Source organism: Nonomuraea sp. NPDC049419 (genome assembly GCF_040676995.1).
Lineage (GTDB): Bacteria > Actinomycetota > Actinomycetes > Streptosporangiales > Streptosporangiaceae > Nonomuraea > Nonomuraea salmonea.
In genome coordinates, this window is record NZ_JBFAQB010000002.1 from 287,391 (window position 1) to 310,734 (window position 23,344).

Here is a 23,344-nt window from a genome sequence, read left to right on the forward strand (position 1 = left end):
TTACTGGCAGGCTTCGCAGGTTTCCGGGTTCTCCAGCGAGCAGGCCACCGCCTGCGCCGCAGGCGCGGCGACCGTGGTCTGCGCGATGCGCGTCGCGGGCCGCGAGCGCAGGTAATAGGTGGTCTTCAGGCCCTTCTTCCAGGCGTAGGCGTACATCGAGGAGAGCTTGCCGATGGTCGGGCTGGCCATGAACAGGTTGAGCGACTGCGACTGGTCGATGTACGGCTGCCGCGCGGCGGCCAGGTCGATCAGCGCCTTCTGCGGCAGCTCCCAGGCCGTGCGGTAGAGCAGCTTGAGGTCGTCGGGCACGCCGGGCACCTGCTGCACCGAGCCGTCGGCCCGCTTGAGGTCGTCGCGCAGCGCCGCCGTCCACAGCCCGCGCGCCTGCAGGTCGGCCACCAGGTAGCGGTTGACCTGAAGGAACTCGCCCGACAGGGTCTCGCGCTTGAACACGTTGGACACCTGCGGCTCGATGCACTCGTAGCAGCCGGCGATCGAGGCGATCGTGGCGGTCGGGGCGATGGCGACCATGAGCGAGTTGCGCAGGCCGGTCGTGGCGATCTTCGCGCGCAGCGCGTCCCAGCGGGGTCCGGTGGCGGCGCCGTAGTGGTCGGGGTGCAGCACTCCCCCGGCCGCCCTGGTCTCGTCGTACGACGGGTGCCTGCCGCGCTCGGCCGCGAGGTCGGCCGAGGTGTCGTACGCGGCCAGCGCGATCTCCTCGGCGATCCGGGTGGACAGCTCAAGCGCCCGCGGCGAGTCGAACGGCAGCCGCAGCGTGAAGAACACGTCGGCCAGGCCCATCACGCCGAGCCCGATCGGCCGCCACCGCTTGTTGGCCGCCTCGGCCTGCGGCGTCGGGTAGAAGCCGAGGTCGATGGTGCGGTCGAGGAAGCGCACGGCGGTGCGCACGGTGCGGCGCAGCCGTTCCCAGTCCAGGTCGTCGCCGGAGACGTGGGCGGCCAGGTTGACCGAGCCGAGGTTGCACACCGCGGTCTCGGCGTCGCTGGTGACCTCCAGGATCTCGGTGCACAGGTTGGACAGGTGGATGACGTTCTCGGGGCGGGCGGTCTGGTTGGAGGTGCGGTTGGCGGCGTCCTTGAACGTCATCCAGCCGTTGCCGGTCTGGGCGAGGGTGCGCATCATGCGGCCGTAGAGGGTGCGGGCCGGAATCTGCCGGACATATCGCCCGGCGGCCTCGTAAGCGCGATATCTCGCTTCGAACGCCGATCCGTACAGGTCGGTGAGGTCGGGCACCTCCTTCGGGTCGAACAGCGACCACATCTCGTCCGCCTCGACCCGGCGCATGAACTCGTCGGGCACCCAGTTGGCCAGGTTGAGGTTGTGGGTGCGGCGGGCGTCCTCGCCGGTGTTGTCGCGCAGCTCCAGGAACTCCTCGATGTCGGCGTGCCAGGTCTCCAGGTAGACGCAGGCCGCGCCCTTGCGCCGGCCGCCCTGGTTGACCGCCGCCACCGAGGAGTCGAGCGTGCGCAGCCACGGCACGATGCCGTTGGAGTGGCCGTTGGTGCCCCTGATCAGCGAGCCGCGCGAACGCACCCTGGTCCACGCGATGCCGATGCCGCCGGCGTACTTCGACAGCCGCGCCACCTGGCCGTAGCGGTCGTAGATGGCCTCCAGCTCGTCGCGGGGCGAGTCGAGCAGGAAGCAGGACGACAGCTGCGGGCGGCGCGAGCCGGAGTTGAACAGCGTGGGCGAGCTGGGCAGGTACGACAGCGTGGACATGAGCGCGTACAGCTCGGCCGCCTCGGCCACGGTCTCCGACAGCCCGCAGGCCACCCGCAGGAAGAAGTGCTGGGGCCGCTCCAGCACGGCGCGCGTCTCGGGGTGGCGCAGCAGGTAGCGGTCGTAGACCGTGCGCAGCCCGAAGTACTCGAACCGGTCGTCCGCCGCGTCCGAGATCAGCGCGTCCAGCTCGGCCGCGTGTGCGGCGACGAACGCGGCGAGGCGGTCCTGGACGAGCCCGGCCGCGTGGGTGGCGGCGATCGACTCGGAGAACGTCCGCACGCCGTGCCCGGCCGCCTCGTCGGCGATCTCCTCGGCCAGCAGCCGGGCGGCGACCCGGGAGTTGGCCGGATCGGCGATCACCCGGGCGGCGGCCTCCTCGATGGCCAGGCGGCGGTCAACCTCAACGATCTGGGTCACGTGCTTTCTCTCCTCGCGAGCTTCCCCATGAGGGCAGGCGAGAGCACGGCGGAGCGCGGCGCGAGGCGCGCCGGACCGCGTGTGCCAGACCCGCCCTCGAGGCCATGAACACTGCACACCGCTGGCAGGTCTTCGGGCTCGCGGGCCGCTCCACCTCCGTGGAGCTCCTACTGGCCGTCGCTTCCCGGATCTCTCCAGTGCTCCATGACGGCGGTCGTTCCCGCTCACCGCTGCGGGGCAGCCCCGGAATCGCACCAGGTTCCCTTTTGCTCCGCCTCCGAGGAGGCGAACCAGCGACGACCGAGATCCTACATCTAGTGGCCGTTCCCGCAACTACCCCAGCATGTTGTGGCTTTGGTCGTGTCGACCATGCCGAGATCCCGCAACACGGCGCGGGTGCGAGCCAGCTCGGTGTCCAGCCAGTGGGCGAAGTCGTCGCCCGCGAGCGGGATCGGCAGCCAGCCCGCGGCCCGGCAGGCGGCCTCCCACGCGGCGGAGCCGAGCACCTCCTCGCACAGGCGCACGGCCGCCTCGCGGCTCTCCTCGTCCATGTCCTCGGGCCCGAACGCGCCCACCCACTCGGCGAAGTCGACCCGCACGCCGCACTCCAGCAGGGTCGGCGCGTCCAGCTCCGGCACGCGGACGGCCGAGGAGACCGCGAGCGGCCTGATCCGCCCGCGTTTGAGCCCCGGCCGCCAGTCGGACAGCGGCCCGGCGGCGGCCACGGCCCTGCCGGACAGCAGCGCGGCCACGGCCTCGGGGCCGCTGGTGTAGTCGACCTGCCGGGTGTCGGCGCCGAGCGCCCGCGCGATCAGGCCGAACAGCAGGTGGTCGGGCTCGCCCTGTGACCCGCCCGCCAGCATCGTGTGGCCTGGATCGGCCAGCAGCCGGGCGCCGAAGTCGCCGAAGTCCTTCAGCGGAGAGGAGTCGGGGACGACCACGACCAGCGCCTCGCCGCTGAGCCTGGCGAGCGGGGTGGCGGTGTCGATGATGCTCTGGCCGTTGTTCAGCTCGGCCGCGGCCAGCGCGGGCAGGCCGCTCAGGGCCAGCTCGAAGCCGCCGCCCGGCTCGTACCCGACGGCGAGGGCCGCTCCCGCGAACGCCTGCCCGACCCGCTCCCAGCGCCGCCCGTCCGGCTTGAGGGTGAACCCGGTGATCGGCACGTGCCCGCCGGCCCGCTCCGTGCCGCAGCCCGCGATGGCGGCGGCCACTCCCAGCCCGCAGGCCAGAAAGCGCCGCCGGCGCATGTGCTTCTCCCCCGAAACCCCCATTACTCTAGGTTATTAACCCATTACGGCAGGCTATACACCGGGGTCATGGTCGCTATTCAAAATCGATATATGTTGCGCTTTTTCTTGATTTTCGGGCTTATTCGGCTTTACGGGCGACTCCGGCCATAAGGGACGAAGGGAGCGACCAGTCACCCACCAGTTTGGGCCGGTCCGGCCGCCAGTCCGTCGCCTGCACCAGCCCCGGCGGCTCCATCGGGAAGTCGCCGAAGAACGCCCTGATGCGCGCCGGCGAGCGATCCGTCCCGCTGCCCGCGCGGCCCCGCGGCGGCTCGTCGTCCTCGCCGCGAGAGGTCGTGGCGTGCGAGACGACCAGGAAACTTCCCGGCGCCAGCCGCTCGCGCAGCGCCGCCACCGCGCCCTGCGGATCGTCGGAGTCGGGCAGGAAGTGCAGGATCGACACCAGCAGCACGCCGACCGGCCGCTCGAAGTCGAGGAACTCCCCCGCGCCGGCCAGCACGTCCTCGGTGTCGAGCAGGTCGGCCTGGACGAACCTGGCCCGGCCGGGAGTGCGCCTGAGCAGGACCGCCGCGTGCGCCCCCACCACCGGATCGCTGTCGACGTAGACGACCTTGGCGTCCGGGGCCACCTCGTGCGCGCTGCCCTGCGTGGGCAGGCCGCTGCCGAGGTCGAGGAACTGGTCGACCCCGGCGCGGGCGACGTAGCGCACGGCACGCTGAAGGAAGGCCCGGTTCGCGCGGGCCAGCGGGACCGCCTCCGGGATCAGCTCGGCGAGCTGATCGAGGGCCTGGCGATCGACCGCGAAGTTGTCCTTCCCGCCGAGCATGTAGTCATACATGCGTGCGGGATGGGGCCTGCGATGGTCGAACTGCCGCACCCTTTGAATTTATGCGTTCCGCGCCGAGATAACGATAGTCTGGGCGAATTTGGATTAGCTACTCAACCGTAACGCTCTTGGCGAGATTGCGTGGCTTGTCAACGTCGCGGCCCAGCGCCACGGCCGCGTAGTAGGCCAGGAGCTGCAGCGGGATCGTCAGCAGGATCGGGTCGAGCTCGATCTCGTTCTTCGGGAGCACGATCACGTCGTCGGCCAGCTTGGCGTCGGGCTCGCGGTGGCCGACCATGAGCACCTGACCGCCTCGGGCGCGGATCTCGCCGAGCGTGGTGAGGTTCTTGTCGAGCAGCTCGTCGTCGGGGACGATCGCGACCGTCGGCATGTCGGGGCCGATCAGCGCGAGCGGCCCGTGCTTGAGCTCGCTGGCCGGATACGCCTCGGCGTGCACGTACGAGATCTCCTTGAGCTTCTGCGCGCCCTCGCGGGCCACCGGGTAGCCGCGCACGCGCCCGACGAACATCATGCTCGGGTGCGGGGCGTACTTCTTGGCCAGCTCGGCGATGCGGTCGCTCTGCCCGAGGATCTGCTCGATCTGGCCGGGCAGCCGGCGCAGGCCCTCGACGATGCGGCGGCCGTCGGCGGGCGACAGGTCGCGCACCCGGCCGAGGTGCAGCGCGAGCAGCGCGAAGGCCAGGCACGTCGAGGTGAACGCCTTCGTCGATGCCACCGAGACCTCGGGCCCCGCGTGCAGGTAGATGCCGCCGTCCACCTCGCGGGCGATGGCGCTGCCGACGGCGTTGACGATGCCGATGACCCGGCCGCCCTTGCGCTTGAGCTCCTGCACGGCGGCGAGCGTGTCGTAGGTCTCGCCGGACTGGCTGATCGCGACGTAGAGGGTGTCGGGGTCGACCACGGGGTTGCGGTAGCGGAACTCGCTGGCCGGCTCGGCGTCGGACGGGATGCGCGCCAGCTCCTCGATGAGCTGCGCCCCGATCTGCCCCGAGTAGTACGCCGACCCGCATCCGATGATCTTCACCCGGCGGAAGCCGCGCGTCTCGCGGGCGTCCATGTTGAGCCCGCCCAGGTGGGCCACGTGGAAACGCTCGTCGAGCCGGCCGCTCATCGTACGGGTGATCGTCTCGGGCTGCTCGGAGATCTCCTTGAGCAGGTAGTGCTCGTAGCCCCCGGTGTCGTAGTGACCGGCGTCCCAGTCGACGGTCAGTGGCTCCTTGGCCGTCTCGCGCGCGTCGCTGGAGAAGGTGTGGAAGCCGTCGGCCTTGAGCACGGCCAGCTCGCCGTCCTCCAGGTGCACGACCTGGCGGGTGTAGCGGACCAGCGCGGCGACGTCGGAGGCGGCGAACATCTCCTTCTCGCCGATGCCGAGCACGATCGGGCTGCCGTTGCGGGCCACGACCACCTCGCCGGGCCGCTCGGCGTCGATCACCGCGATGCCGTACGTGCCGACGACGCTCTTGAGCGTCTTCCTGACGGCTTCTTCCAGCGTGTCGTTCTCGTCCGCGGCGTTGGCGATCAGGTGGGCCAGCACCTCGGTGTCGGTCTCCGACGCGAACACCACGCCGTCGGCCTCCAGCTTGGCGCGCAACTCGGCGGCGTTCTCGATGATGCCGTTGTGGACGACGGCGATGCGCTCGTCGGCCGACAGGTGGGGGTGGGCGTTGACGTCACTCGGCACGCCGTGGGTGGCCCAGCGGGTGTGGCCGATGCCGAGGCTGCCCTTGAACCGCGCCGGCACCACCTTCGCCAGGTCGGCGACCCGGCCCTTGACCTTGCGTACCTTCAGCCCTTTGTTGGACACCACGACCCCGGCCGAGTCGTAGCCCCGGTATTCCAGCCGCTGCAGCCCCTCCAGCAGGATGGGCGCGGCGTCCTTGGGGCCGACATAGGCCACGATTCCGCACATCGAGGTCTCCTCTTCATCTCATCCGTAGACGATTCTGCGGAGCTGCCTGAGCGACAGCTCCGGAGCCGCGACCCTGCGGCTCCGTAACTCGGAGGCGATCCGGGGGAAGATCTCGTCGTTGGTCAGGCCGCGCGCCTTGAGCTCGCCGTGCCGCCGCCTGACGAACTCCTCGGCGGGCTCGGAGAAGTAGGCGAGCACGTCGGCGACCACGCGGGCGGCCTCGCCTGGACCGAGCGGGCTCGTCCGCGTGAGGTGCGCGATGAGGTCTTCGTACGGATGCCGTGCCGTGGACACAGACGAGGACCCTACGGCTCTGGAGCGAGACACGCCAACATCCTGCCCGATATCGGGCAGGAAATGCGCTCAATGGCACCGCTTCGCTGATCGGGATGCCGTGTTCACGACCGATCACATGCGTATCATCCGACCCGCCTGACACATCCCTTTCTGGGAACGGTTACGGTGAGTAGTCGTATCGTGACGTTCCTGGGGAGATGCTCATGCAGCTCTGGCTCGCCGCCGCCCTCGCCGCCGGCGTCCTCACCGCGCCGGCCACCGTCCCCCTCATGTCCGCGCCCGCCGCCTCGGCCCCCACAGCACCTGGGGGACGGCAGGCCGACTTCGCCGCGGCCGCCCGCGAGTACGGGGTGCCGGAGAGCGTGCTGCTGGCGGTGTCGTACCTGGAGTCGCGGTGGGACGCCAACGGCGGCCGGCCCAGCACCGCCGGCGGGTACGGGCCGATGCACCTGGTGGACGCGTTCCCCGCCGGCGTCCACGAGCACCTCGGCGACGCCCACGGCGACCCGCGCGGCGACGAGACCAGGCCGATGACGCCCGTCCACGCGCACGCGGCGCTGCGGGTCTCCGACGCTCAGCAGCAGACCACACTGCCCGAGGCGGGCCGGCTCGCCGGGCTGCCGCCCGAGCTGCTGCGCGACGACCCGGCCGCCAACATCCGCGCCGGCGCCGCCCTGCTCGCCTCCTACCAGGACGAGCCCAGCTCCGACCCCGCCGACTGGCACGGCGCCGTCGCCAAGTACGCCGGCACCGACGACCCGAAGGCGGCCGACGCGTTCGCCGACGAGGTGTTCTCGGTGATGCGGGAGGGGGCGCGGCGGCGTACCGACGACGGGCACCTGGTGGAGCTCGACCCCGTGCCCGACCCGAGGGCCTGGGACCCTGACACGTTCCCCCACCTCGGCGACCCCGACGACTTCGCCTGGGACGACGACGTCCCCGAGACCGGCGAGCAGGAGCAGGAGCAGCCGAGCACGCCGAAGGGCCACACGGCCGGCGACACCGGGGGCGGCACCGGCGGCACCGGCGGCAAGGCCGAGTGTCCCGCCTCGCTGCACTGCGAGTGGATGCCCGCCGCGTTCAAGCGCTTCGGCAAGAAGAAGAACCGCGACTACGGCAACCACGACCGCCTGTCGCGCAAGCGCTCGGTCGACTACATCGTCATCCACGACACCGAGGGCGGCTACCAGGGCATCCCCTCCCTCATCCGCAACCCCAAGTACGTGAGCTGGCACTACACCATCCGCTCCCGCGACGGGCACGTCGCCCAGCACGTCGCCACCAACGACATCGCCTGGCACGCCGGCAACTGGGACGTCAACACCCGCTCGATCGGCATCGAGCACGAGGGCTACCTGGCCAAGGGCGGCACCTGGTACACCGAGGCGATGTACCGGTCGTCGGCCCGCCTGGTGCGCTATCTCGCCGCCAAGTACCGCATCCCGCTCAACCGGGCGCACATCCTCGGCCACGACAACGTCCCAGGGACGACGCCCGCGACCGTGGCCGGCATGCACGAGGACCCCGGGCCCTACTGGGACTGGGCGCACTACTTCGAGCTGATGAAGAAACCGTTCAAGGCGGCCAAGAACGGCGATTCCATCATCATCCGCCCCGACTACGCCACGCACCGGCCGCGCTTCACCGGCTGCGAGACCACCAAGCCCGACAAGAAGTGCCCGCCGCACGGAGCCTCCACGGTGTGGCTGCACAAGTCGCCGAGCCACAGCGCCCCCCTGGTCGACGACATCGGCAAACATCCGGGGAAGGCGAGCACGTACAGCGTGTACGACCACAGCGCCCGCGCCTCCACGGGCCAGCGGTACGCCGTCGCCGAGCGCAAGGGCGACTGGACGGCCATCTGGTACCTGGGACAGAAGGCGTGGTTCCACAATCCGGCCGCGAACCCGACCGCCATCCCCGCCAAGGGCCCGCTGGTGACGCCCCTCTCGGGGGCGGCCAAGGTGTACGGGCGGGCCTATCCCGAGAAGTCCGCCTACTCGAAGGCGTCGGTGCAGCCGCTGACGCCGCTCAAGTACACGATCCCGCCGGGGCAGACGTACACGGTGGGCGACACGATCACCGGCACCCACTACTCCGCCAACGCCTACCGCCCCTCCAGGCACGTCACGACCACCGGCAAGACCCGCTACCACCAGATCCAGCTCGGTCACCGGGTGATGTTCGTGATGGCCTCGGACGTGCGGCTGGTGCATCCGTCCGCCTGAACCCGGCTCTTGTTTCGACCATGAACCCCTGCGATGCGCACGGGCACTCCGCGGAGACGATATGGTTTTCCCGTGGACCCGGCGCATCGCCGCCGGGGGCAGACACGCGGAAGTGGCTCAGTGGTAGAGCATCACCTTGCCAAGGTGAGGGTCGCGGGTTCGAATCCCGTCTTCCGCTCGGAGCAAGACTCCTGGTGGAGTGGCCGAGAGGCGAGGCAGCGGCCTGCAAAGCCGTCTACACGGGTTCAAATCCCGTCTCCACCTCGGCGGCCGGCGGACCCTCCGGGATCCGCTAAAGTAAAAACAGCGCCATGCGGAAGTGGCTCAGTGGTAGAGCATCACCTTGCCAAGGTGAGGGTCGCGGGTTCGAATCCCGTCTTCCGCTCTGAGTCTCAACTCAATACGGACGATTAGCTCAGCGGGAGAGCGCTTCCCTGACACGGAAGAGGTCACTGGTTCAATCCCAGTATCGTCCACCCCTTCTGGCCCCAGCCCACAGTCTCGTGGTCTGGGGCTTTTCGTCGTCCGGACAGGTGATGGAGCTCCTCCGGCACTCCTGGCAGGTGGTGATCCATGACGCCATCCCTGCCTTATTGAGAGCCGTCTCGTCGAGGACGTCAGATGGCGATCACCGTTTCCACGCCCCTGGCCGTGAAGGGCTCCAGGAGGTCGTCCGTGGCGGAGGTGTCCGTGACCAGCGTCCAGCGGTCGGGCATGCGGGCCCAGGCATGGAAGGGGCGGCGGCCCAGCTTGGCGGCGTGGACCAGGACGTAGACGTGGTGGGAGCGGGCCATCATCAGCTCCTTCAGGCCGGTCTGCTGCAGGCTGGCCTCGCAGATCCCGTCCTCCGCCGTCACCCCGTCCGCGCCCAGGAACGCGCGGTCGAACGTCATCCGGCTCAGCGCCGCCTCCGCCAGCGGGCCCACGAAGCCCTGGCTGACGTGCCGCAGCGTGCCGCCCAGACATTCGACGTGCACGCCTGTCCCCACCAGCTCCTGCAGCGCGGTCAGTCCCGTGGTCGCCACGGTCAGGTCGGCCGCGTCCCGCAGCTCGTGGGCCAGGGCACCCGTGGTCGAGCCCGCGTCCAGCAGGATCGTCTCCCCCGGGCGTACCTGCGCCGCAGCCCAGCTCGCGATGGCCCGCTTGGCCTCGAACGCCTCGCCGATCCGCTGCCGCAGCGACGCCTCAGGGTGCGTGACGACCGCCATCGCGCCGCCGTACGTGCGGGCCAGCAGCCCGGCCGCCTTCAGATGCGCCAGATCCCGCCGGATCGTGGACTGCGTGACGCCGAACCGCGCCGCCAGCTCCTCGACGCCGGCCAGGCCGGTCTCGGTGGCCAGCCGCACGATCTCCTCCCGCCGCACGTCCGCCGCCCGCTCTCCCGCGCCCCGCCCCTTCGCCGCCCGCTTGCCAACGGCTCGCTCCTCCGCGCCCCGTTCTCTCGCAGGCCGCTCGTCCTTTCCCCGGTGTGGGGAGGGGGTCGTCATGAGGGTCGGGCCTGGGAGAGTTCGGCGGCCTGGCGGAGGGCTTCGAGCATGCTGCCGGGGTCGGCGAGGCCCTTGCCGGCGATGTCGAAGGCCGTGCCGTGGTCCACCGAGGTCCGGATGACGGGGAGACCGACGGTGATGTTGACGCCGGCCTCCAGGCCGAGGATCTTGACGGGGCCGTGGCCCTGGTCGTGGTACATGGCCACGATGAGGTCGTAGTCGCCGCGTCCGGCCAGGAAGAAGGCGGTGTCGGCGGGGAGCGGGCCGTGCACGTCCATGCCCTCGGCCCGCAGCCGATCGAGGGCGGGCACGATCTTCTCCTCCTCCTCGCCGTACCCGAACAGGCCGTTCTCCCCCGCGTGCGGGTTGATCCCGCACACGCCGATCTTGGGACGCTCCAGCCCGGAGCCGCGCATCGCCGCCGCGCCCCGCCGGATCGTCCGCTCGACCAGGCCGGGCTCGATGCGGGCGACCGCGTCGATGAGGCCGATGTGGGTGGTGACGTGGATGACCTTGACCTTGGCGGTCGAGAGCATCATCGACACCTCCTCGGTGCCGGTCAGGTGGGCGAGCAGCTCGGTGTGGCCGGGAAAGATGTGGCCTGCGGCGTGCAGGGCCTCCTTGTTGAGCGGAGCGGTGCAGATCGCCTGCACCTCCCCGGACATCGCCAGCGACCCGGCCAGCCGGACGTACTCGTACGCCGCGTTCCCCGCCACCGCCGACACCTCGCCCCACGGGAGGTCGGCGGGCAGCAGGCCGGGGTCGATGACGTTGATCCGGCCCGGCTCGAACACCGCCTCACTCACCCCGCCGACCGTCTCCACCCTGGCGGACACGCCGAGGACGGCGGCGGCCTGGCGCAGGCGTCCCGCGTCGCCGATGACGACCGGGCGGCAGAACCCGGCCGGCTCGGGAGCCAGCAGGGCGCCGACGATGACCTCCGGACCGACGCCGGAGCCGTCCCCCATGGTGAGGGCGATCAGAGGTGCGCTCATGTCAGCCTTTCGAAGTGGTGAGGCGCGAGGTGGGCGGCCATGCGCAGCAGGCTGTCGCGGCCGCCGAAGCTACCGGGCCTGGTGACGACCGCGTGACCCTGAGGCGTGTGGCTGTGGACGGCACCGTGGTGCACCTGTCCGACGGGGCTCAGCTCGCGGACGCCGAGCGCGTCGAGCACCCGCCTCGCCGTCCCGCCGCCGGTCAGGACGAGGTTCGCGGGACGGCCTGCGAGGGCGCCCGTGACGATCCCCTCCAAAGCGCCATTCCAGGGGCCCGAGGTGGTGAGGACGGCAGGCCCGGTGTCCAGGGCTCGTCGCAGGCGCGGCGCCGCGATGTCCTGCGGCTCGTCCGCGCTCAGTGTGATCTGCTGGACGCCGTGCTGGAGCAGCAGCTCGACCTGGTCGGACACGCCCGGGTGCGCGGTGCCGACGACCACCAGGAGGGGCGCGTCGCCGGCCGGCTTAGCGGGACGGGGCGCGTCGGCGACGGTCCCGCCGAGGGTGCGGGCGAGGGCCGCGGCGAGGCCGCCCGCACCGGCCAGCCGGGTACGCGGGTCGGCGGCGAGCGCGGCGGCCACGATCGCGTCGAGGTCGCCGTCCGTCTCCGCGTCGCAGATCGCCACCCCCTCTGTCCCGTCGAGCGCTCGCGTCAACGCGGGGTGCCCCGCGCGGACCGTGGCGAGGGGGATGAGGGTGGAGGGGTGGCCGTCGAGTGCTTCGGAGACCGTGGCGGGTGCGGGGCGGGCCTCGATGTGCCAGGTGCGTGTTTCGCGCAGCGGGACACCTTCGACGTACGGGACTCCGCCCACGACCGTGCGTCCGGCGGACGGCAGCGCGTGGGCCAGCACCACGGGCGCGCCGAGGCAGGCGGCGATGGTGGCGGCGACGTTCCCGCGCAGCAGGGAGTCGATCTTGACGAGGACCCTGCGGTCGCCCGCGTGCGCGAGTGCCGCACGTACCAGGGCGTTCGTGTCGGGGTGGTACCGGCTGCCGAGGTCGGCGACCAGCACCGGCGGCGCGGACTCGTAGGGCGGCCCGGACAGCGTGATCAGCGCGGCGCCGGCGGCGGGCATCAGCACGGCGGCCGCCTCCGCCGCCCCGGTCAGATCGTCGGCGAGCACGAGCACCGCGTCCGCCTGTGCGCGAATCACGCAATCAGCATTGCACGAAACGCGCAGATAATGCCAGAGTGAGCGAAAGGGCGTACACGAGGAGTCAGGAGAGGCCCGTGACCGCAGCCGAGTTCGCCAGGAAGATCCGCGATCGGGAACGAGCCGTCGGCTACTGGGTGGTCCTGGACGCGCCCGTCGCCACCGAGCGGCTGGCCCGGCTCGGGTACGACTACGTGGCACTCGACGGCCAGCACGGCTTCATCGGCACGTCGGGGCTGCTCGCCAACCTCATGGCCATCGACGCGGGCGGCCGGTCCGCCGGGCTGGTCAGGGTGGAGTCGGGTGATCCGGCGGTGATCGGCCGGGCGCTCGACTTCGGTGCGGCGGGCGTCATCGTGCCGCTCGTGGACAGCGCCGCGGACGCCGCCCGCGCCGTCTCCGCCGCGCGGTACCCCGGTGCGGGGCGCCGCTCGTACGGGCCCATGCGCTCGATGCTGCGCATCGGCCCCACGCCCGCCGAGGCGGACGCGACCGTGCTCGTCCTGGCGATGATCGAGACGCCGGAGGGGCTGGCCGGCATCGAGGAGATCTGCGCCACGCCCGGGCTGGACGGCGTGTACGTCGGGCCGTCCGACCTGTGCCTGGCCGTGGGCGGCCGGTTCCCGAACGACCCCGAGGTCGCCGACGTCTTCGAGGCGGCACTCGAGCGGATCCGTACGGCGGCGGCCGACGCCGGCATCGCGGCCGGCATCCACAACCCGAGCGGCGAGCAGGCGGCGCGCCGGCTGGCGGAGGGCTTCACCTTCGCCACCGTCGCCGGCGACCTCAACCACCTGGAACAGTCCGCCGCCGCCCACCTCAAAGCCGCCACCTCCCCCTGACCCGCCCGGCTCACTGAGGTGGAAGCCGAGGTCGAGCCGGGAGGCGCCTTTACGTGATATAGGAAGTTTTGGCCGTAATGTGAAGTATTTGGTGGCTCTCTGTGTATAGGCGGTTTCTGTCCGGGTAGCGCCGAGACATTGGCTCCTCAAAGGAGGAAACCGTGGACATAGACCTCGGCCAAGGCATATCGGACGCCTGGCGGTCAGTAGTGACGTTCGTTCCGAAGCTGGTCGCGTTCCTCGTGATTCTCATCATCGGGTGGATCGTGGCCAAGGCTCTGGAGAAGATCGTCGACAAGGTGCTCGAACGGGTCGGTTTCGACCGGGCGGTCGAGCGCAGCGGGATGCGGCGCTGGCTGGAGCGCAGCAAGTACGATGCGAGCAGCCTGATCGCCAAGATCGTCTTTTATGCGATCCTGCTGATCACCCTGCAGATAGCGTTCAACGTCTTCGGGCCCAATCCGGTCTCGGCGCTGCTTGCTGCGGTGGTGGGCTGGCTGCCGCTGGCGATCGTGGCCATCGTGATCATCGTGGTGGCGGGCGCCGTGGCCAGGGCCGTCAGGGACATCCTGTCCGGCGCGCTCGGCGGCCTGTCGTACGGTCGCTGGATCGCGACGGCGGCGGCGGTGTTCATCTGGGCGCTCGGCATCATCGCGGCGCTCAACCAGATCGGCGTGGCGACGACCGTCACCACACCGGTGCTGGTCACGGTGCTGGCCACCATCGGCGCGATCGCGGCGATCGGCATCGGCGGCGGGCTCATCCGGCCGATGCAGCAGCGCTGGGAGCGCTGGCTGGGCCGCATCGAGGAGGAGGCTCCGCAGGCCAGGGCGCATGCGGAGGCGTATCAGCGCGGGCGGGAGGACGCCCGGTCGATGAGCGAGGAAACGGCCCCGATGCGCAGCACGCGCGGCGGCGGTGCCACCCGCTCCGACATGCCTCCCGGCTGACCTGGGGGCGCCCGCCACGCGAGCGCCACCGGCACGATCGGCACGAGCCCCGGGCGAACCGCCTGGGGCCCGCGCCGGTCCGCCCGGGCGAGCCCGCTCAGGCGGGGTGGCCGTCTTCCAGGAGGCCCAGTTCGCGGGTCAGGTAGCAGACCGCCGTCAGCCGCAGGGACGGGGCGTCGGCCTCACCGGTGAAGGACCAGCCGCGGTGGCGCAGCTCGTCGAGGAAGCCCAGCAGGTAGTCGCCCAGTGTCTCCCGGTCGAGCGGGATGGCGTCGCGCAGCTCCGCCGCGTGCTGGTCCACAGCGGCCACCAGAGCGGGGTCACGGCCCATGCGGGAGAGCTGGGCGTCGCCCAGTGCGTTCATCAGCCAGCGCAGGGGCGAAACCGCCCATCCATCCTCGAAGACCACCTGGACACTTTAAAGCATTCTCCAAGGTCAACCCCCTGATAGGGCATCTCAACACCGGCCCCTCCTCACCGTCGCGGCGACGGTCTCATGGAAAGGGAGAGGGTCAGCTCCCTAGAAGGGGAGGCCGACGTAGTTTTCGGCGAGGGTGGTGGCGGCGGCTTCTGAGGAGGTGACGTAGTCCAGGTAGGACAGTTGCAGGCGGCGGGCGTAGGCGTCGTCCTCCTCGAAAGTGTGCAGCAGGGTCGTCATCCAGTACGAGAAGTGTTGCGCTCGCCACACCCGCTTGAGGCACGCCTGCGAGTATCCGTTGAGCAGGTCGGTCGTGCCGTCCTTGAAGTACGCCGCCAGCGCCTCCGTGAGCACCCGCACGTCGGCCACGGCCAGGTTGAGGCCCTTGGCACCCGTGGGCGGGACGATGTGGGCGGCGTCGCCGGCCAGGTAGAGCCGCCCGTACTGCATCGGTTCGACCACGAACGACCGCATGGGCGTGATGCCGCTCTCCAGGATCTCGCCGGTGGCCAGCGAGAAGCCGGGCACGGTCTCCAGGCGGGCCTTCAGCTCGGCCCAGATGCGCTCCTCCGGCCAGTCCTCCATGCGGGCGTCCGGCGGCACCTGGAGGTAGAAGCGGCTGATGGTGGGCGAGCGCATGCTGTGCAGGGCGAAGCCGCGCTCGGTCCTGGTGTAGATCAGCTCGTCGGACGAGGGCGCGACGCGGGCGAGAATGCCGAGCCAGGCGAAGGGGTAATCGCGCTCGAAGACGCTCAGCACGCCCTCGGGGATCGACGGCCTGGACACGCCGTGGAAGCCGTCGCAGCCGGCGATGACGTCACAGTCGAGCCGCTCGTCCCCGAACGTCAGATAGGGCTCCGAGTCGAGCCCGTGCACGGCCACGTCCTCGACCTCGAACCGCACGTCGCCGCCCGCCGCGAGCCGGGCCGCGATGAGGTCCTTGACGACCTCCTGCTGCCCGTACACGGTGATGGCCCTGCCGGGCACCAGCTTCTCGAAGGCGATGCGGTGGCCCGCGCCGCCGTACCTGAGCTCGATCCCGTGATGCGGCAGTCCCTCGCGCAGCATGCGCTCGCCGACGCCGGCCTCGACCAGCGTGTCCACCGTGCCCTGCTCCAGGACGCCGGCCCGCACCCGGCGCTCGACGTAGTCGCGGCTGCGCTTCTCCAGCACCACGGAGGAGATGCCGCGCAGGTGGAGCAGATGTGACAGCAGCAGTCCAGCGGGGCCTGCCCCGATGATCCCGACCTGAGTTCGCATGAGGGAAAGCATGGTGGTTCGAGCGGATCAGGCCGAGAGCGGTCTTCCGCTGAGTGGAAAGCTGGTGCAGGATCGTCCTCATGTCAGGCGGTTCCCGCGAGGCGGGGCGTTCGGTGACGTCCAAGGTGCTGGCCATCCTGGGCGCGTTCGACGCGGCGCATTCCCAGCTCACGCTGACGGAGCTGGCGCGCCGCAGCGGGCTGCCGCTGAGCACCGCGCACCGGCTGGTGGGCGAGCTGGAGGCGTGGCAGGCGCTGGGGCGCGGGCCCGACGGGCGGCTGCGGGTGGGCCCGCGGTTGTGGGAGCTGGGCCAGCTCGCCCCCAACCGGCTGCAGGAGCTGGCGCATCCGTGGCTGCAGGAGCTGTTCGCCTCGACGGGCGAGAACGTGCACCTCGCGGTCAGGGACGGGCTCGAGGTCCTGTACGTGGACAAGGTGTACGGCAGGCGGGCAGTGCCCATCGTGTCGCGGATCGGGGCCAGGCTGCCGATGCATCCGACGGGCGTGGGCAAGGCGCTGCTGGCGTACGAGCCGGACTGGTTCGTCAAGTCCTACCTGGCCCGCAAGCTCGAACGCCCCACCGCCCACACGGTCACCGAGCCGGGCCGGCTGGCCAGGGAGCTGGCGGCGGTGCGGGTTCAGGGGTACGCGCTGACGTACGAGGAGATGACGCTCGGCTCGTGCTCGGCGGCGGCACCGGTGCTGGTGGACGGGCGGGCGGTGGCGGCGCTCGGCATCGTGCTGTCCTCGCGGCGGGCCCGCGAGCTGCCCCGGCTGGTGGAGCCGCTGCGCGGCGCCGCCGCCGGGATCGCCAGGGCGATGGCCTGAGCCGTTCAGAACCTCTGGATGCGGTCCTTGAACAGGGTGGTGGCGATGGACGCCCGGTGCGGCTGCCCCTTGAGGAACGCCTGCGCGAAGCTCTTGGCCTGCTCGTAGGAGACCTTGCCCGGCATGGGCGGCTCGTTCGGGTTGACGTCCACGTCCACCAGCGCGGGTCCGTCGTGCGAGAGCGCCTGGCCGACGGCGTGGGCGACGTCCTCGGCCTTGGTCACCTTGGCGCCGAACCCGCCGCACGACCTGGCCCAGGCCGAGAAGTCGGCTTCGGGGGCGGCGTAGCGCACGCCGTGCTCGGGGTAGCCGAGCACCATCTGCTCCCACAGGATCTGGCCGAGCGAGTTGTTGTTGTTGATGATCACCTTGACCGGCAGCCCGTGCTGCACGGCGGTGAGGAACTCGGCCATGAGCATCGAGAAGCCGCCGTCGCCGACGTAGGCGATGATCTGCCGGCCGGGGAAGGCGTGCTGCATGGCGATGGCGTACGGCAGGCCGTTCGCCATGGAGGCGAGCGTGCCCGACAGGTAGAACTCGCGCTCGCCCCGGATCGTCCAGTGGCGCGCCGCCCAGGTGGCGATCGTGCCGCTGTCGCAGGTCATGATGGCGTCGTCGGTGGCGAGCTCGTCCACGATGGACACGACGTACTGCGGGGCGATGGGGTCGCGGTCGGGGTTCTCCAGCGACTCCATGTCGGCGCGCCACTTCGCCATCATCTTCTGGTACTTCGCCAGGTGGCCGTCGCTCTCCCTGCGGCGCAGCAGCGGCAGCAGGGCGCGCAGCCCCTCCTTGGCGTCGCAGACCACCGGCACGTCGGTCGCGATGCGCGCGCCCGCCCTGGTCGGGTCGGCCTCGAACTGCACCACCCTGGTGTCGTGCACCTCGGGCAGGAACTTGGAGTACGGGAAGTTCGTGCCGACCATGAACAGCACGTCGGCGTCGTCCATCAGCTCCTCGCTGGGCCGGGTGCCGAGGAGCCCGAGCCCGCCCGTCGTGTACGGCGAGTCGTCGGGCACGACGGCCTTGCCGGGCAGCGTCTTGACGACGGGCGCCCCGAGCGCCTCGGCCACCTCGAGCACCTCCTGCCTGGCGTGCAGCGCGCCCTGCCCGACCAGCATGGCCGGGCGCTCGGCCCGGTTGAGCACCTCGGCCGCCCACTCCAGGTCCTCCTGCCTGGGCAGGCCGGACGGCTGCAGGTAGATGGGCGCGGTCTCGGGCGCGCGGGCGGGCGCGACCTTCCGGTACGGGTCCGCGCCCTCCTCCGCCACCTGGATGTCGTTGGGCAGCGTCAGGTGGGAGACGCCGCGCCGGGCGTAGGAGGTCCTGATGGCGAGGTCCACGAGGGACGGGAGCTGCGCCGGGTTGCTGATCATCATGTTGTACTCGGCCACGTCGGCGAACAGCTTGTCCAGGTGGACCTCCTGCTGGTAGCCGGTGCCGAGCACGGACGTCTCCTGCATGCCGGTGATGGCCAGCACGGGGACGTGGTCGAGTTTGGCGTCGTACAGGCCGTTGAGCAGGTGGATGCCGCCGGGGCCTGAGGTGGCGAGGCAGACGCCGATGCGGCCGGTGGCCTTGGCGTAGCCGGTGGCCATGAAGGCGGCGGCCTCCTCGTGGTGGACGAGGACGAAGCGCACCCGGTCGCGGTGGCGGCGTAGCCCCTCCATGATGCCGTTGATGCCGTCCCCCGGGAGCCCGAAGACGGTGTCGACGCCCCACGCGGCGAGCCGGTCGATCAAGGATTCCGCTGCTATTCGAGCCATGGGACCCGCCCTACCCCGCTCCGCCTCGGACAGGCACCCAGATCAGCGGACATTTCTCCATGTGGACGGGTAGGGGGCCGGTATGCGGATTCTGGTCACGGGAGCCACCGGCACGCTCGGAGGGGCGCTGGTGCCCGCTCTGCTCAAGGCGGGGCACGAGGTACGTGCGCTGAGCCGGGCCAAGCGGGAGGACCGCGGCAACGTCGACTGGATCTGGGGCGACCTGATCTCCGGAAACGGGGTCGAGGAGGCCGTACGCGACGTGGACGCCATCGCCCACCTCGCCACCAGCGGGCGGAAGGGGCGCGGCGCGGTGGACGTGCCGGGCACCAGGACACTGCTGATCCTCGCGCGCGCGGCGGGGGTGCCGCACGTGCTGTTCACCTCGATGGTCGGGGCCGACAGGGCCGCGCACGGGCACCTGCGGCACAAGCTGGAGGCCGAGCGGCTGGTCATGGAGAGCGGCATCGGCTGGACGATCCTCCGCCTCACCCCGTTCCACCAGTGGCTGCACCGCCGGCTGAGCGACCTGGCGTCGCTGCCCGTGCTGCCCGTGGACCGCTCGCTGCCCTGGCAGCCGGTGCACACCGGCGAGGTCGCCACGCGGGCCGCCGCGCTGCTGAGCGCGGCGCCGGCCGAGCGGGAGATCGAGTTCGGCGGGCCGCAGGTGATCACCACGGAGGAGCTGGTCAAGGTGTGGTTGCGGGCCTCGGGGCTGCGCCGCCCGTGCGTTCCCGTACGGTATCCGGGCCGCCTGTACGCCGCCCAGCGCGCCGGCCACCTGCTCACGGACGCCGCGCCCAAGGGTGAGCTCAGCTGGCACGACTATCTGCTGCCACCCGAGCCGATCTTGTCCGACGACTTCGCCACCGAGCACACCGCCTCCCCCACGAGCCCGGCGACCCAGCCGGAACTGGACCCTGACCTGCGCGTATACGGAGGCGACGACGGGTACGAACGTCCGACACGAAGCTAGTGGTTTGTCCGGTTTCGTTACACTTCGCCGACTTGTTGGTCTGGCGCGACGTACTAGACAATGTGTCCGGTGATGAAAGGCATCCCGCTGACCAGAGACTTCGCCAACGGCGACGTCTCCTTCTGGTACCGGCAGATCGGCCTGCCCGCGCGGCGGCCCGCGCTGCCCGGGTCCCGAGACTACGACGTCGCCATCGTCGGCGGCGGCTACACCGGCCTGTGGACCGCGTACTACCTCAAGCGGGCCGAACCTGGCCTGCGCATCGCGATCCTGGAGAAGGAGTTCGCCGGGTTCGGCGCGTCGGGGCGCAACGGCGGGTGGCTGTCGGCCGAGTTCGCGGGCTCGCGCAAGCGGCACGCCAAAGCGCGCGGCCGGCAGGCCATGATCGAGCTGCAGCGGGCCATGTTCGCCGCGGTCGACGAGGTCATCGACGTCGCCAGGACCGAGGGCATCGACGCCGACGTGCACAAGAGCGGGCTGATCCACGTCGCCACCAACCCGGCCCAGCGGCGGCGGCTGCGCGCCGAGGTCGCCGATCTGCGCACATGGGGCTACGGCGAGGGTGACATACGGCTGCTGGAACGTGCCGAACAGCGCGAACGCGTCCAGGTGGCGGGCGCGCTGGAGGCCGCGTACTCGCCACACTGCGCCCGCATCCAGCCCGCCAAGCTGGCCGTCGGGCTGGCCGCCACCGTGGACCGGCTCGGCGTGGACATCTACGAGGACACCACCGTCACCGAGATCCTCCCCCGGCAGGGCGACGGCAGGGCGGCGGCCGTCACCACCCGCGGCACCGTCACCGCCGACTACGTCATCCGCGCCACCGAGGGCTTCACCGCCAGCCTGACCGGGCAGCACCGGCAGTGGCTGCCGATGAACAGCTCCATGATCGTCACAGAGCCGCTGCCGCCCGACGTGTGGAAGCACATCGGCTGGCAGGGCAGCGAACTGCTGGAGGACGAGGCCCACGCCTACATCTACGCCCAGCGCACCGCCGACGACCGCATCGCGATCGGCGGGCGGGGGGTGCCGTACCGGTTCGGCTCGCGTACCGACCGGCGGGGGGCCACCCAGGCGCAGACCGTCGCGCTGCTGTGGCGGATGCTGGTCAAGCTCTTCCCCGCCGCCGTGGACGTGCCGGTGGCGCACGCGTGGTGCGGCGTGCTCGGCGTGCCCCGCGACTGGTGCTCGACCGTGCACCTCGACCACGCCAGCGGGCTCGGCTGGGCCGGCGGCTACGTCGGCAGCGGCGTCACCACCACCAACCTGGCCGGACGCACCCTGCGCGACCTGGTGCTGCGCCGCGACACCCCGCTGACGGGGCTGCCGTGGGTGGGGCGGCAGGTGCGGCAGTGGGAGCCGGAGCCGCTGCGGTGGGTGGGCGTGCAGCTCATCTACGCGTTGTTCAGGGCGGCCGACCGGCACGAGAACGAACGCGGCACCCGCACCTCGGCCTACGCCCACCTCGCCAACCTCATCTCAGGCCGCTGACGAGCCTCGGCCCGCGGCACCCCGCTTCGTGCCAGGGCCTTGAGCAGCCGATCGGCTCACCCCCGCTCCGGGCGAGGACCTTGGCCGCCGGCCCGTCAGTCGGACGAGCCTGAGGGGTGCCAGGGGTCGTAGTCGACCTCGAGCGGCTCCTGCGGGGGCCGCTCGTCCTCGGGCACGTGCTGCAGGTTGACCCGGATGCGGTACCACACGCTGCTGCGCCCGCGCATGCCGTCGACCAGCACATCGGCGGGCTCCAGCCGGGCCGCGACCCCGGGATGGCGGGCCTTCCACCGCTCGAACCCGGCCATCGCCTCCTCCTTGTGCTCGGCCCTGGCGATCTCGATCAGCGGCTTGGTCTGCCGCCTGCGCCCGGTGCCCTTGGGCGGCTTGGGCGCGGGGCCCAGCTCCTCGGCCAGCTCAAGCAGGCCGTCGAGGGAGCCGGGGTGCAGGTCGATGTCCTCCCACGGGTCGCCGCGCTCGGAAAGCCGCGCGGGGACGGTCTCGATCGTGTACGACTCAGGATGGCAGTCAGGCACCTCGTCCCAGGTCAGCGGCGTGGACACCCGGGCGTCCTCGACCGCGCGCACGGAGTAGGCGGAGGCCACCGTACGGTCGTAGGCGTTCTGGTTGAAGTCGACGAACACCCCGTGGCGCTCCTCCTTCCACCACCGGCTGGTCGCCAGGTCGGGGGCGCGCCGCTCGACCTCTCTGGCCACCGTCTCGGCCGCCTTGCGCACCTTCGAGAACGGCCATCGCCGCTCGATCCGGGCATAGACGTGGAAGCCGCGCGACCCCGATGTCTTGGGCCAGGCGACCAGGCCGTGGTCGGCCAGCACCTCCCGCGCCACCTGCGCCGTGGCCAGCACGTCTCCCCACGGGACGCCCGGCACGGGGTCGAGGTCGATGCGCAGCTCGTCGGGCCGTGACAGGTCGTCGGAGCGTACGGGATGGGGGTTGAGATCGACGCAGCCCAAGTTGATCACCCACAGGAGCTGCGCGAGGTCGGTGCAGACGACCTCCTCCGCGCTCAGCCCCGAGCGGTATTTGAGCTCCGCCACCTCGATCCAGTCGGGCCGCTTGGCCGGGGCCCGCTTCTGGAAGAACGCCTCTTCCTCGATGCCGCGCACGAACCGCTTGAGCACCATCGGCCGCCCGTGGACGCCCCGCAACGCCGCCTCACCGACCGTCTGGTAGTAGCGGACCAGGTCGAGCTTGGTGTGCCCGGACCGCGGAAAGACCACCTTGTCGGGATTGGTGATGCGGACCTCACGCCCGGCGACCTCGATGTCAGCCATGCGATCACCATACGCGCCACCACCGACAACCCCCGGAAGGCGGAACCCGGTCTCAGGAGGGGAAGGCGCCGTGGCGGCCAAGCGTGCGGACTCCTCGGAGAACACCCCGAGCGTACGCCCCCCGCCCCGCCCCGGAGCAGCCACGAAAAACCCGGACACTTTGCGGCCATTACACAATAAGTCAGAAATGTCACCCAGACTTCTGTTGGGTTAAGAAAAAAACTCCAGCGAGTAAAGATGAACGGCCATCACTTTGCCGGCTCTTGGTGCAATGATGGGCGCCATGCCGTCAGCCAACCATGACGCTCTCGTCAAAATGATGACCGAACGCCCGGCCCTCGCAGTGGAACTGCTGGGCACCCTCAAGGGCGCCAAGCTTCCGGAGACCCCACTCATTCGCGTGGAGAATCCTTCCTTCAGCACCCGCCGCTCCGACGACATATCAGCCGATCTGGTCCTCATAATGGGCGCACCGGATCATGCCTTTCACGCCATCATCGTCGAGGCCCAGTTCGATCGCTCCAAAGAGCCGAAACAACTGGCCCGCTACGCCGCTGCGCTGTGGCTGATGCAACAGTGCGACGTGACCGTTCTCGTCATCTGCCCAAATCAGAAAGACGCGGCACACTACGCCGCGCCGATAGAATCCGGCCTGACAGGCTATCGCCTCCAGGCACAGGTTCTGGGACCCGACGACATTCCACCCATTATCGACTCAAAACTGGCAGCCGATCATCTGGAGCTCGCGACCCTGTCCGTCATGATGCACGGTCGAAATCGAAAGGTCGTCGAGACGTTCGCCGAAGCGATCCGCGACAGTCCGTTCGAGCACCGTCCGAAGTACTATGAGTACGCATACAACATGTCCACGCCTGAGACCCGGCGACTCTTGAAGGAGATCAGCATGTCGTCCACTTACTGGCCGGTTTTCAGCCCCTTCGCAAAGGAACACTACGGGCGCGGAAAGGCGGAGGGCGAGGCCATAGGCAAGGCAGAAGGCAAGGCAGAAGGGCTGGCGAAGGCCATCCTGACGACGCTGGCCTTCCGGCAACTCGACGTCCCCGACGACGTTCGCGAGCGCATCTCCTCCTGCACCGACCTGATGCAGCTCGAGACCTGGCTCAACCGCTCCTACACCGCCCCCGCCGCCGACGCGCTGTTCGACGAGGACGGTGAGAAGACGCTCTGACCCGTA

The 23,344-nt window shown here is 70.6% G+C and carries 19 protein-coding genes, 4 tRNA genes and 1 riboswitch; of the genes, 11 read left to right on the forward strand and 12 right to left on the reverse strand.

Annotation, left to right across the window (positions count from 1 at the left end):
- From AB0K12_RS06665 to AB0K12_RS06685, 5 genes are all read right to left on the reverse strand, one after another.
- Positions 1–2,160, reverse strand: coding sequence for a ribonucleoside-diphosphate reductase subunit alpha (locus AB0K12_RS06665; RefSeq protein ID WP_364556221.1), 2,160 nt, complete (start codon positions 2,158–2,160; stop codon positions 1–3).
- Between the two features lie 105 nt (positions 2,161–2,265).
- Positions 2,266–2,470: riboswitch (cobalamin riboswitch) on the reverse strand.
- A gap of 4 nt (positions 2,471–2,474) precedes the next feature.
- Positions 2,475–3,431 carry a tripartite tricarboxylate transporter substrate-binding protein gene (locus AB0K12_RS06670; protein WP_364556224.1) on the reverse strand — a complete coding sequence of 319 codons (957 nt, stop codon included), beginning with the start codon at positions 3,429–3,431 and terminating at the stop codon, positions 2,475–2,477.
- A 97-nt stretch (positions 3,432–3,528) separates the two neighbouring features.
- Positions 3,529–4,287, reverse strand: coding sequence for an SAM-dependent methyltransferase (locus AB0K12_RS06675; protein WP_364556226.1), 759 nt, complete (start codon positions 4,285–4,287; stop codon positions 3,529–3,531).
- A gap of 58 nt (positions 4,288–4,345) precedes the next feature.
- Positions 4,346–6,166 (reverse strand): glutamine--fructose-6-phosphate transaminase (isomerizing), encoded by a 1,821-nt coding sequence (glmS, locus tag AB0K12_RS06680; RefSeq protein WP_364556228.1) that lies wholly within the window; start codon positions 6,164–6,166, stop codon positions 4,346–4,348.
- An 18-nt stretch (positions 6,167–6,184) separates the two neighbouring features.
- A complete protein-coding gene (locus tag AB0K12_RS06685) occupies positions 6,185–6,460 on the reverse strand; it encodes a hypothetical protein (protein WP_345386706.1) in 276 nt (91 codons plus the stop codon).
- A 206-nt stretch (positions 6,461–6,666) separates the two neighbouring features.
- On the opposite strand from AB0K12_RS06685, the gene AB0K12_RS06690 reads away from it, so the two are divergent.
- The 5 genes from AB0K12_RS06690 to AB0K12_RS06710 all read left to right on the forward strand — a co-directional run bounded on the left by AB0K12_RS06690 (position 6,667) and on the right by AB0K12_RS06710 (position 9,167).
- Positions 6,667–8,691 (forward strand): N-acetylmuramoyl-L-alanine amidase, encoded by a 2,025-nt coding sequence (locus AB0K12_RS06690; protein WP_364556230.1) that lies wholly within the window; start codon positions 6,667–6,669, stop codon positions 8,689–8,691.
- A gap of 106 nt (positions 8,692–8,797) precedes the next feature.
- A tRNA-Gly gene (locus tag AB0K12_RS06695) sits at positions 8,798–8,869 on the forward strand.
- A gap of 15 nt (positions 8,870–8,884) precedes the next feature.
- Positions 8,885–8,955, forward strand: a tRNA-Cys gene (locus AB0K12_RS06700).
- Positions 8,956–9,004: 49 nt separating this feature from the next.
- Positions 9,005–9,076: transfer RNA gene (locus AB0K12_RS06705), tRNA-Gly, on the forward strand.
- 19 nt (positions 9,077–9,095) lie between these two features.
- Positions 9,096–9,167, forward strand: a tRNA-Val gene (locus AB0K12_RS06710).
- Positions 9,168–9,308: 141 nt separating this feature from the next.
- On the opposite strand, the gene AB0K12_RS06715 is transcribed toward AB0K12_RS06710, so the two are convergent.
- The 3 genes from AB0K12_RS06715 to AB0K12_RS06725 form a co-directional block, all read right to left on the reverse strand.
- Positions 9,309–10,055 (reverse strand): DeoR/GlpR family DNA-binding transcription regulator, encoded by a 747-nt coding sequence (locus AB0K12_RS06715; protein WP_364556232.1) that lies wholly within the window; start codon positions 10,053–10,055, stop codon positions 9,309–9,311.
- A 119-nt stretch (positions 10,056–10,174) separates the two neighbouring features.
- Positions 10,175–11,173, reverse strand: coding sequence for a 4-hydroxythreonine-4-phosphate dehydrogenase PdxA (gene pdxA / locus AB0K12_RS06720; RefSeq protein WP_364556234.1), 999 nt, complete (start codon positions 11,171–11,173; stop codon positions 10,175–10,177).
- Positions 11,170–12,324, reverse strand: a complete 1,155-nt coding sequence (locus AB0K12_RS06725; protein ID WP_364556236.1) for a four-carbon acid sugar kinase family protein — start codon at positions 12,322–12,324, stop codon at positions 11,170–11,172. Before AB0K12_RS06725 ends, pdxA begins: the two co-directional genes overlap by 4 nt.
- Positions 12,325–12,401: 77 nt before the next feature.
- Between AB0K12_RS06725 and AB0K12_RS06730 the strand changes: the two genes are divergently transcribed.
- Together AB0K12_RS06730 and AB0K12_RS06735 are read left to right on the forward strand one after the other, a co-directional pair.
- The gene (locus AB0K12_RS06730; protein WP_364556238.1) at positions 12,402–13,166 is read left to right on the forward strand and encodes an aldolase/citrate lyase family protein; all 765 of its coding nucleotides are present in this window, start codon (positions 12,402–12,404) and stop codon (positions 13,164–13,166) included.
- 167 nt (positions 13,167–13,333) lie between these two features.
- Positions 13,334–14,116 carry a hypothetical protein gene (locus AB0K12_RS06735; RefSeq protein ID WP_364557709.1) on the forward strand — a complete coding sequence of 261 codons (783 nt, stop codon included), beginning with the start codon at positions 13,334–13,336 and terminating at the stop codon, positions 14,114–14,116.
- A gap of 97 nt (positions 14,117–14,213) precedes the next feature.
- Here AB0K12_RS06735 and AB0K12_RS06740 read toward each other — a convergent pair whose 3' ends face one another.
- A complete protein-coding gene (locus tag AB0K12_RS06740; protein ID WP_364556240.1) occupies positions 14,214–14,525 on the reverse strand; it encodes a DUF6401 family natural product biosynthesis protein in 312 nt (103 codons plus the stop codon).
- Positions 14,526–14,636: 111 nt separating this feature from the next.
- Positions 14,637–15,794 (reverse strand): 4-hydroxybenzoate 3-monooxygenase, encoded by a 1,158-nt coding sequence (locus tag AB0K12_RS06745; protein WP_364556242.1) that lies wholly within the window; start codon positions 15,792–15,794, stop codon positions 14,637–14,639.
- An 80-nt stretch (positions 15,795–15,874) separates the two neighbouring features.
- Here AB0K12_RS06745 and AB0K12_RS06750 point away from each other — a divergent pair, with 80 nt between their 5' ends.
- The gene (locus AB0K12_RS06750; RefSeq protein WP_364556244.1) at positions 15,875–16,621 is read left to right on the forward strand and encodes an IclR family transcriptional regulator; all 747 of its coding nucleotides are present in this window, start codon (positions 15,875–15,877) and stop codon (positions 16,619–16,621) included.
- A 5-nt stretch (positions 16,622–16,626) separates the two neighbouring features.
- Here AB0K12_RS06750 and AB0K12_RS06755 read toward each other — a convergent pair whose 3' ends face one another.
- The gene (locus tag AB0K12_RS06755) at positions 16,627–18,387 is read right to left on the reverse strand and encodes a thiamine pyrophosphate-dependent enzyme (RefSeq protein WP_364556246.1); all 1,761 of its coding nucleotides are present in this window, start codon (positions 18,385–18,387) and stop codon (positions 16,627–16,629) included.
- An 82-nt stretch (positions 18,388–18,469) separates the two neighbouring features.
- Here AB0K12_RS06755 and AB0K12_RS06760 point away from each other — a divergent pair, with 82 nt between their 5' ends.
- Positions 18,470–19,363 carry an NAD(P)H-binding protein gene (locus AB0K12_RS06760; protein WP_364556248.1) on the forward strand — a complete coding sequence of 298 codons (894 nt, stop codon included), beginning with the start codon at positions 18,470–18,472 and terminating at the stop codon, positions 19,361–19,363.
- Between the two features lie 72 nt (positions 19,364–19,435).
- Positions 19,436–20,854 carry an FAD-binding oxidoreductase gene (locus tag AB0K12_RS06765; protein ID WP_364557712.1) on the forward strand — a complete coding sequence of 473 codons (1,419 nt, stop codon included), beginning with the start codon at positions 19,436–19,438 and terminating at the stop codon, positions 20,852–20,854.
- A 95-nt stretch (positions 20,855–20,949) separates the two neighbouring features.
- On the opposite strand, the gene ligD is transcribed toward AB0K12_RS06765, so the two are convergent.
- Positions 20,950–22,149: a non-homologous end-joining DNA ligase gene (gene ligD / locus AB0K12_RS06770; RefSeq protein ID WP_364556250.1), complete on the reverse strand. Its 1,200-nt coding sequence runs from the start codon at positions 22,147–22,149 to the stop codon at positions 20,950–20,952.
- 283 nt (positions 22,150–22,432) lie between these two features.
- Between ligD and AB0K12_RS06775 the strand changes: the two genes are divergently transcribed.
- Positions 22,433–23,338, forward strand: a complete 906-nt coding sequence (locus AB0K12_RS06775) for a hypothetical protein (RefSeq protein ID WP_364556252.1) — start codon at positions 22,433–22,435, stop codon at positions 23,336–23,338.
- Positions 23,339–23,344: the final 6 nt, after the last annotated feature.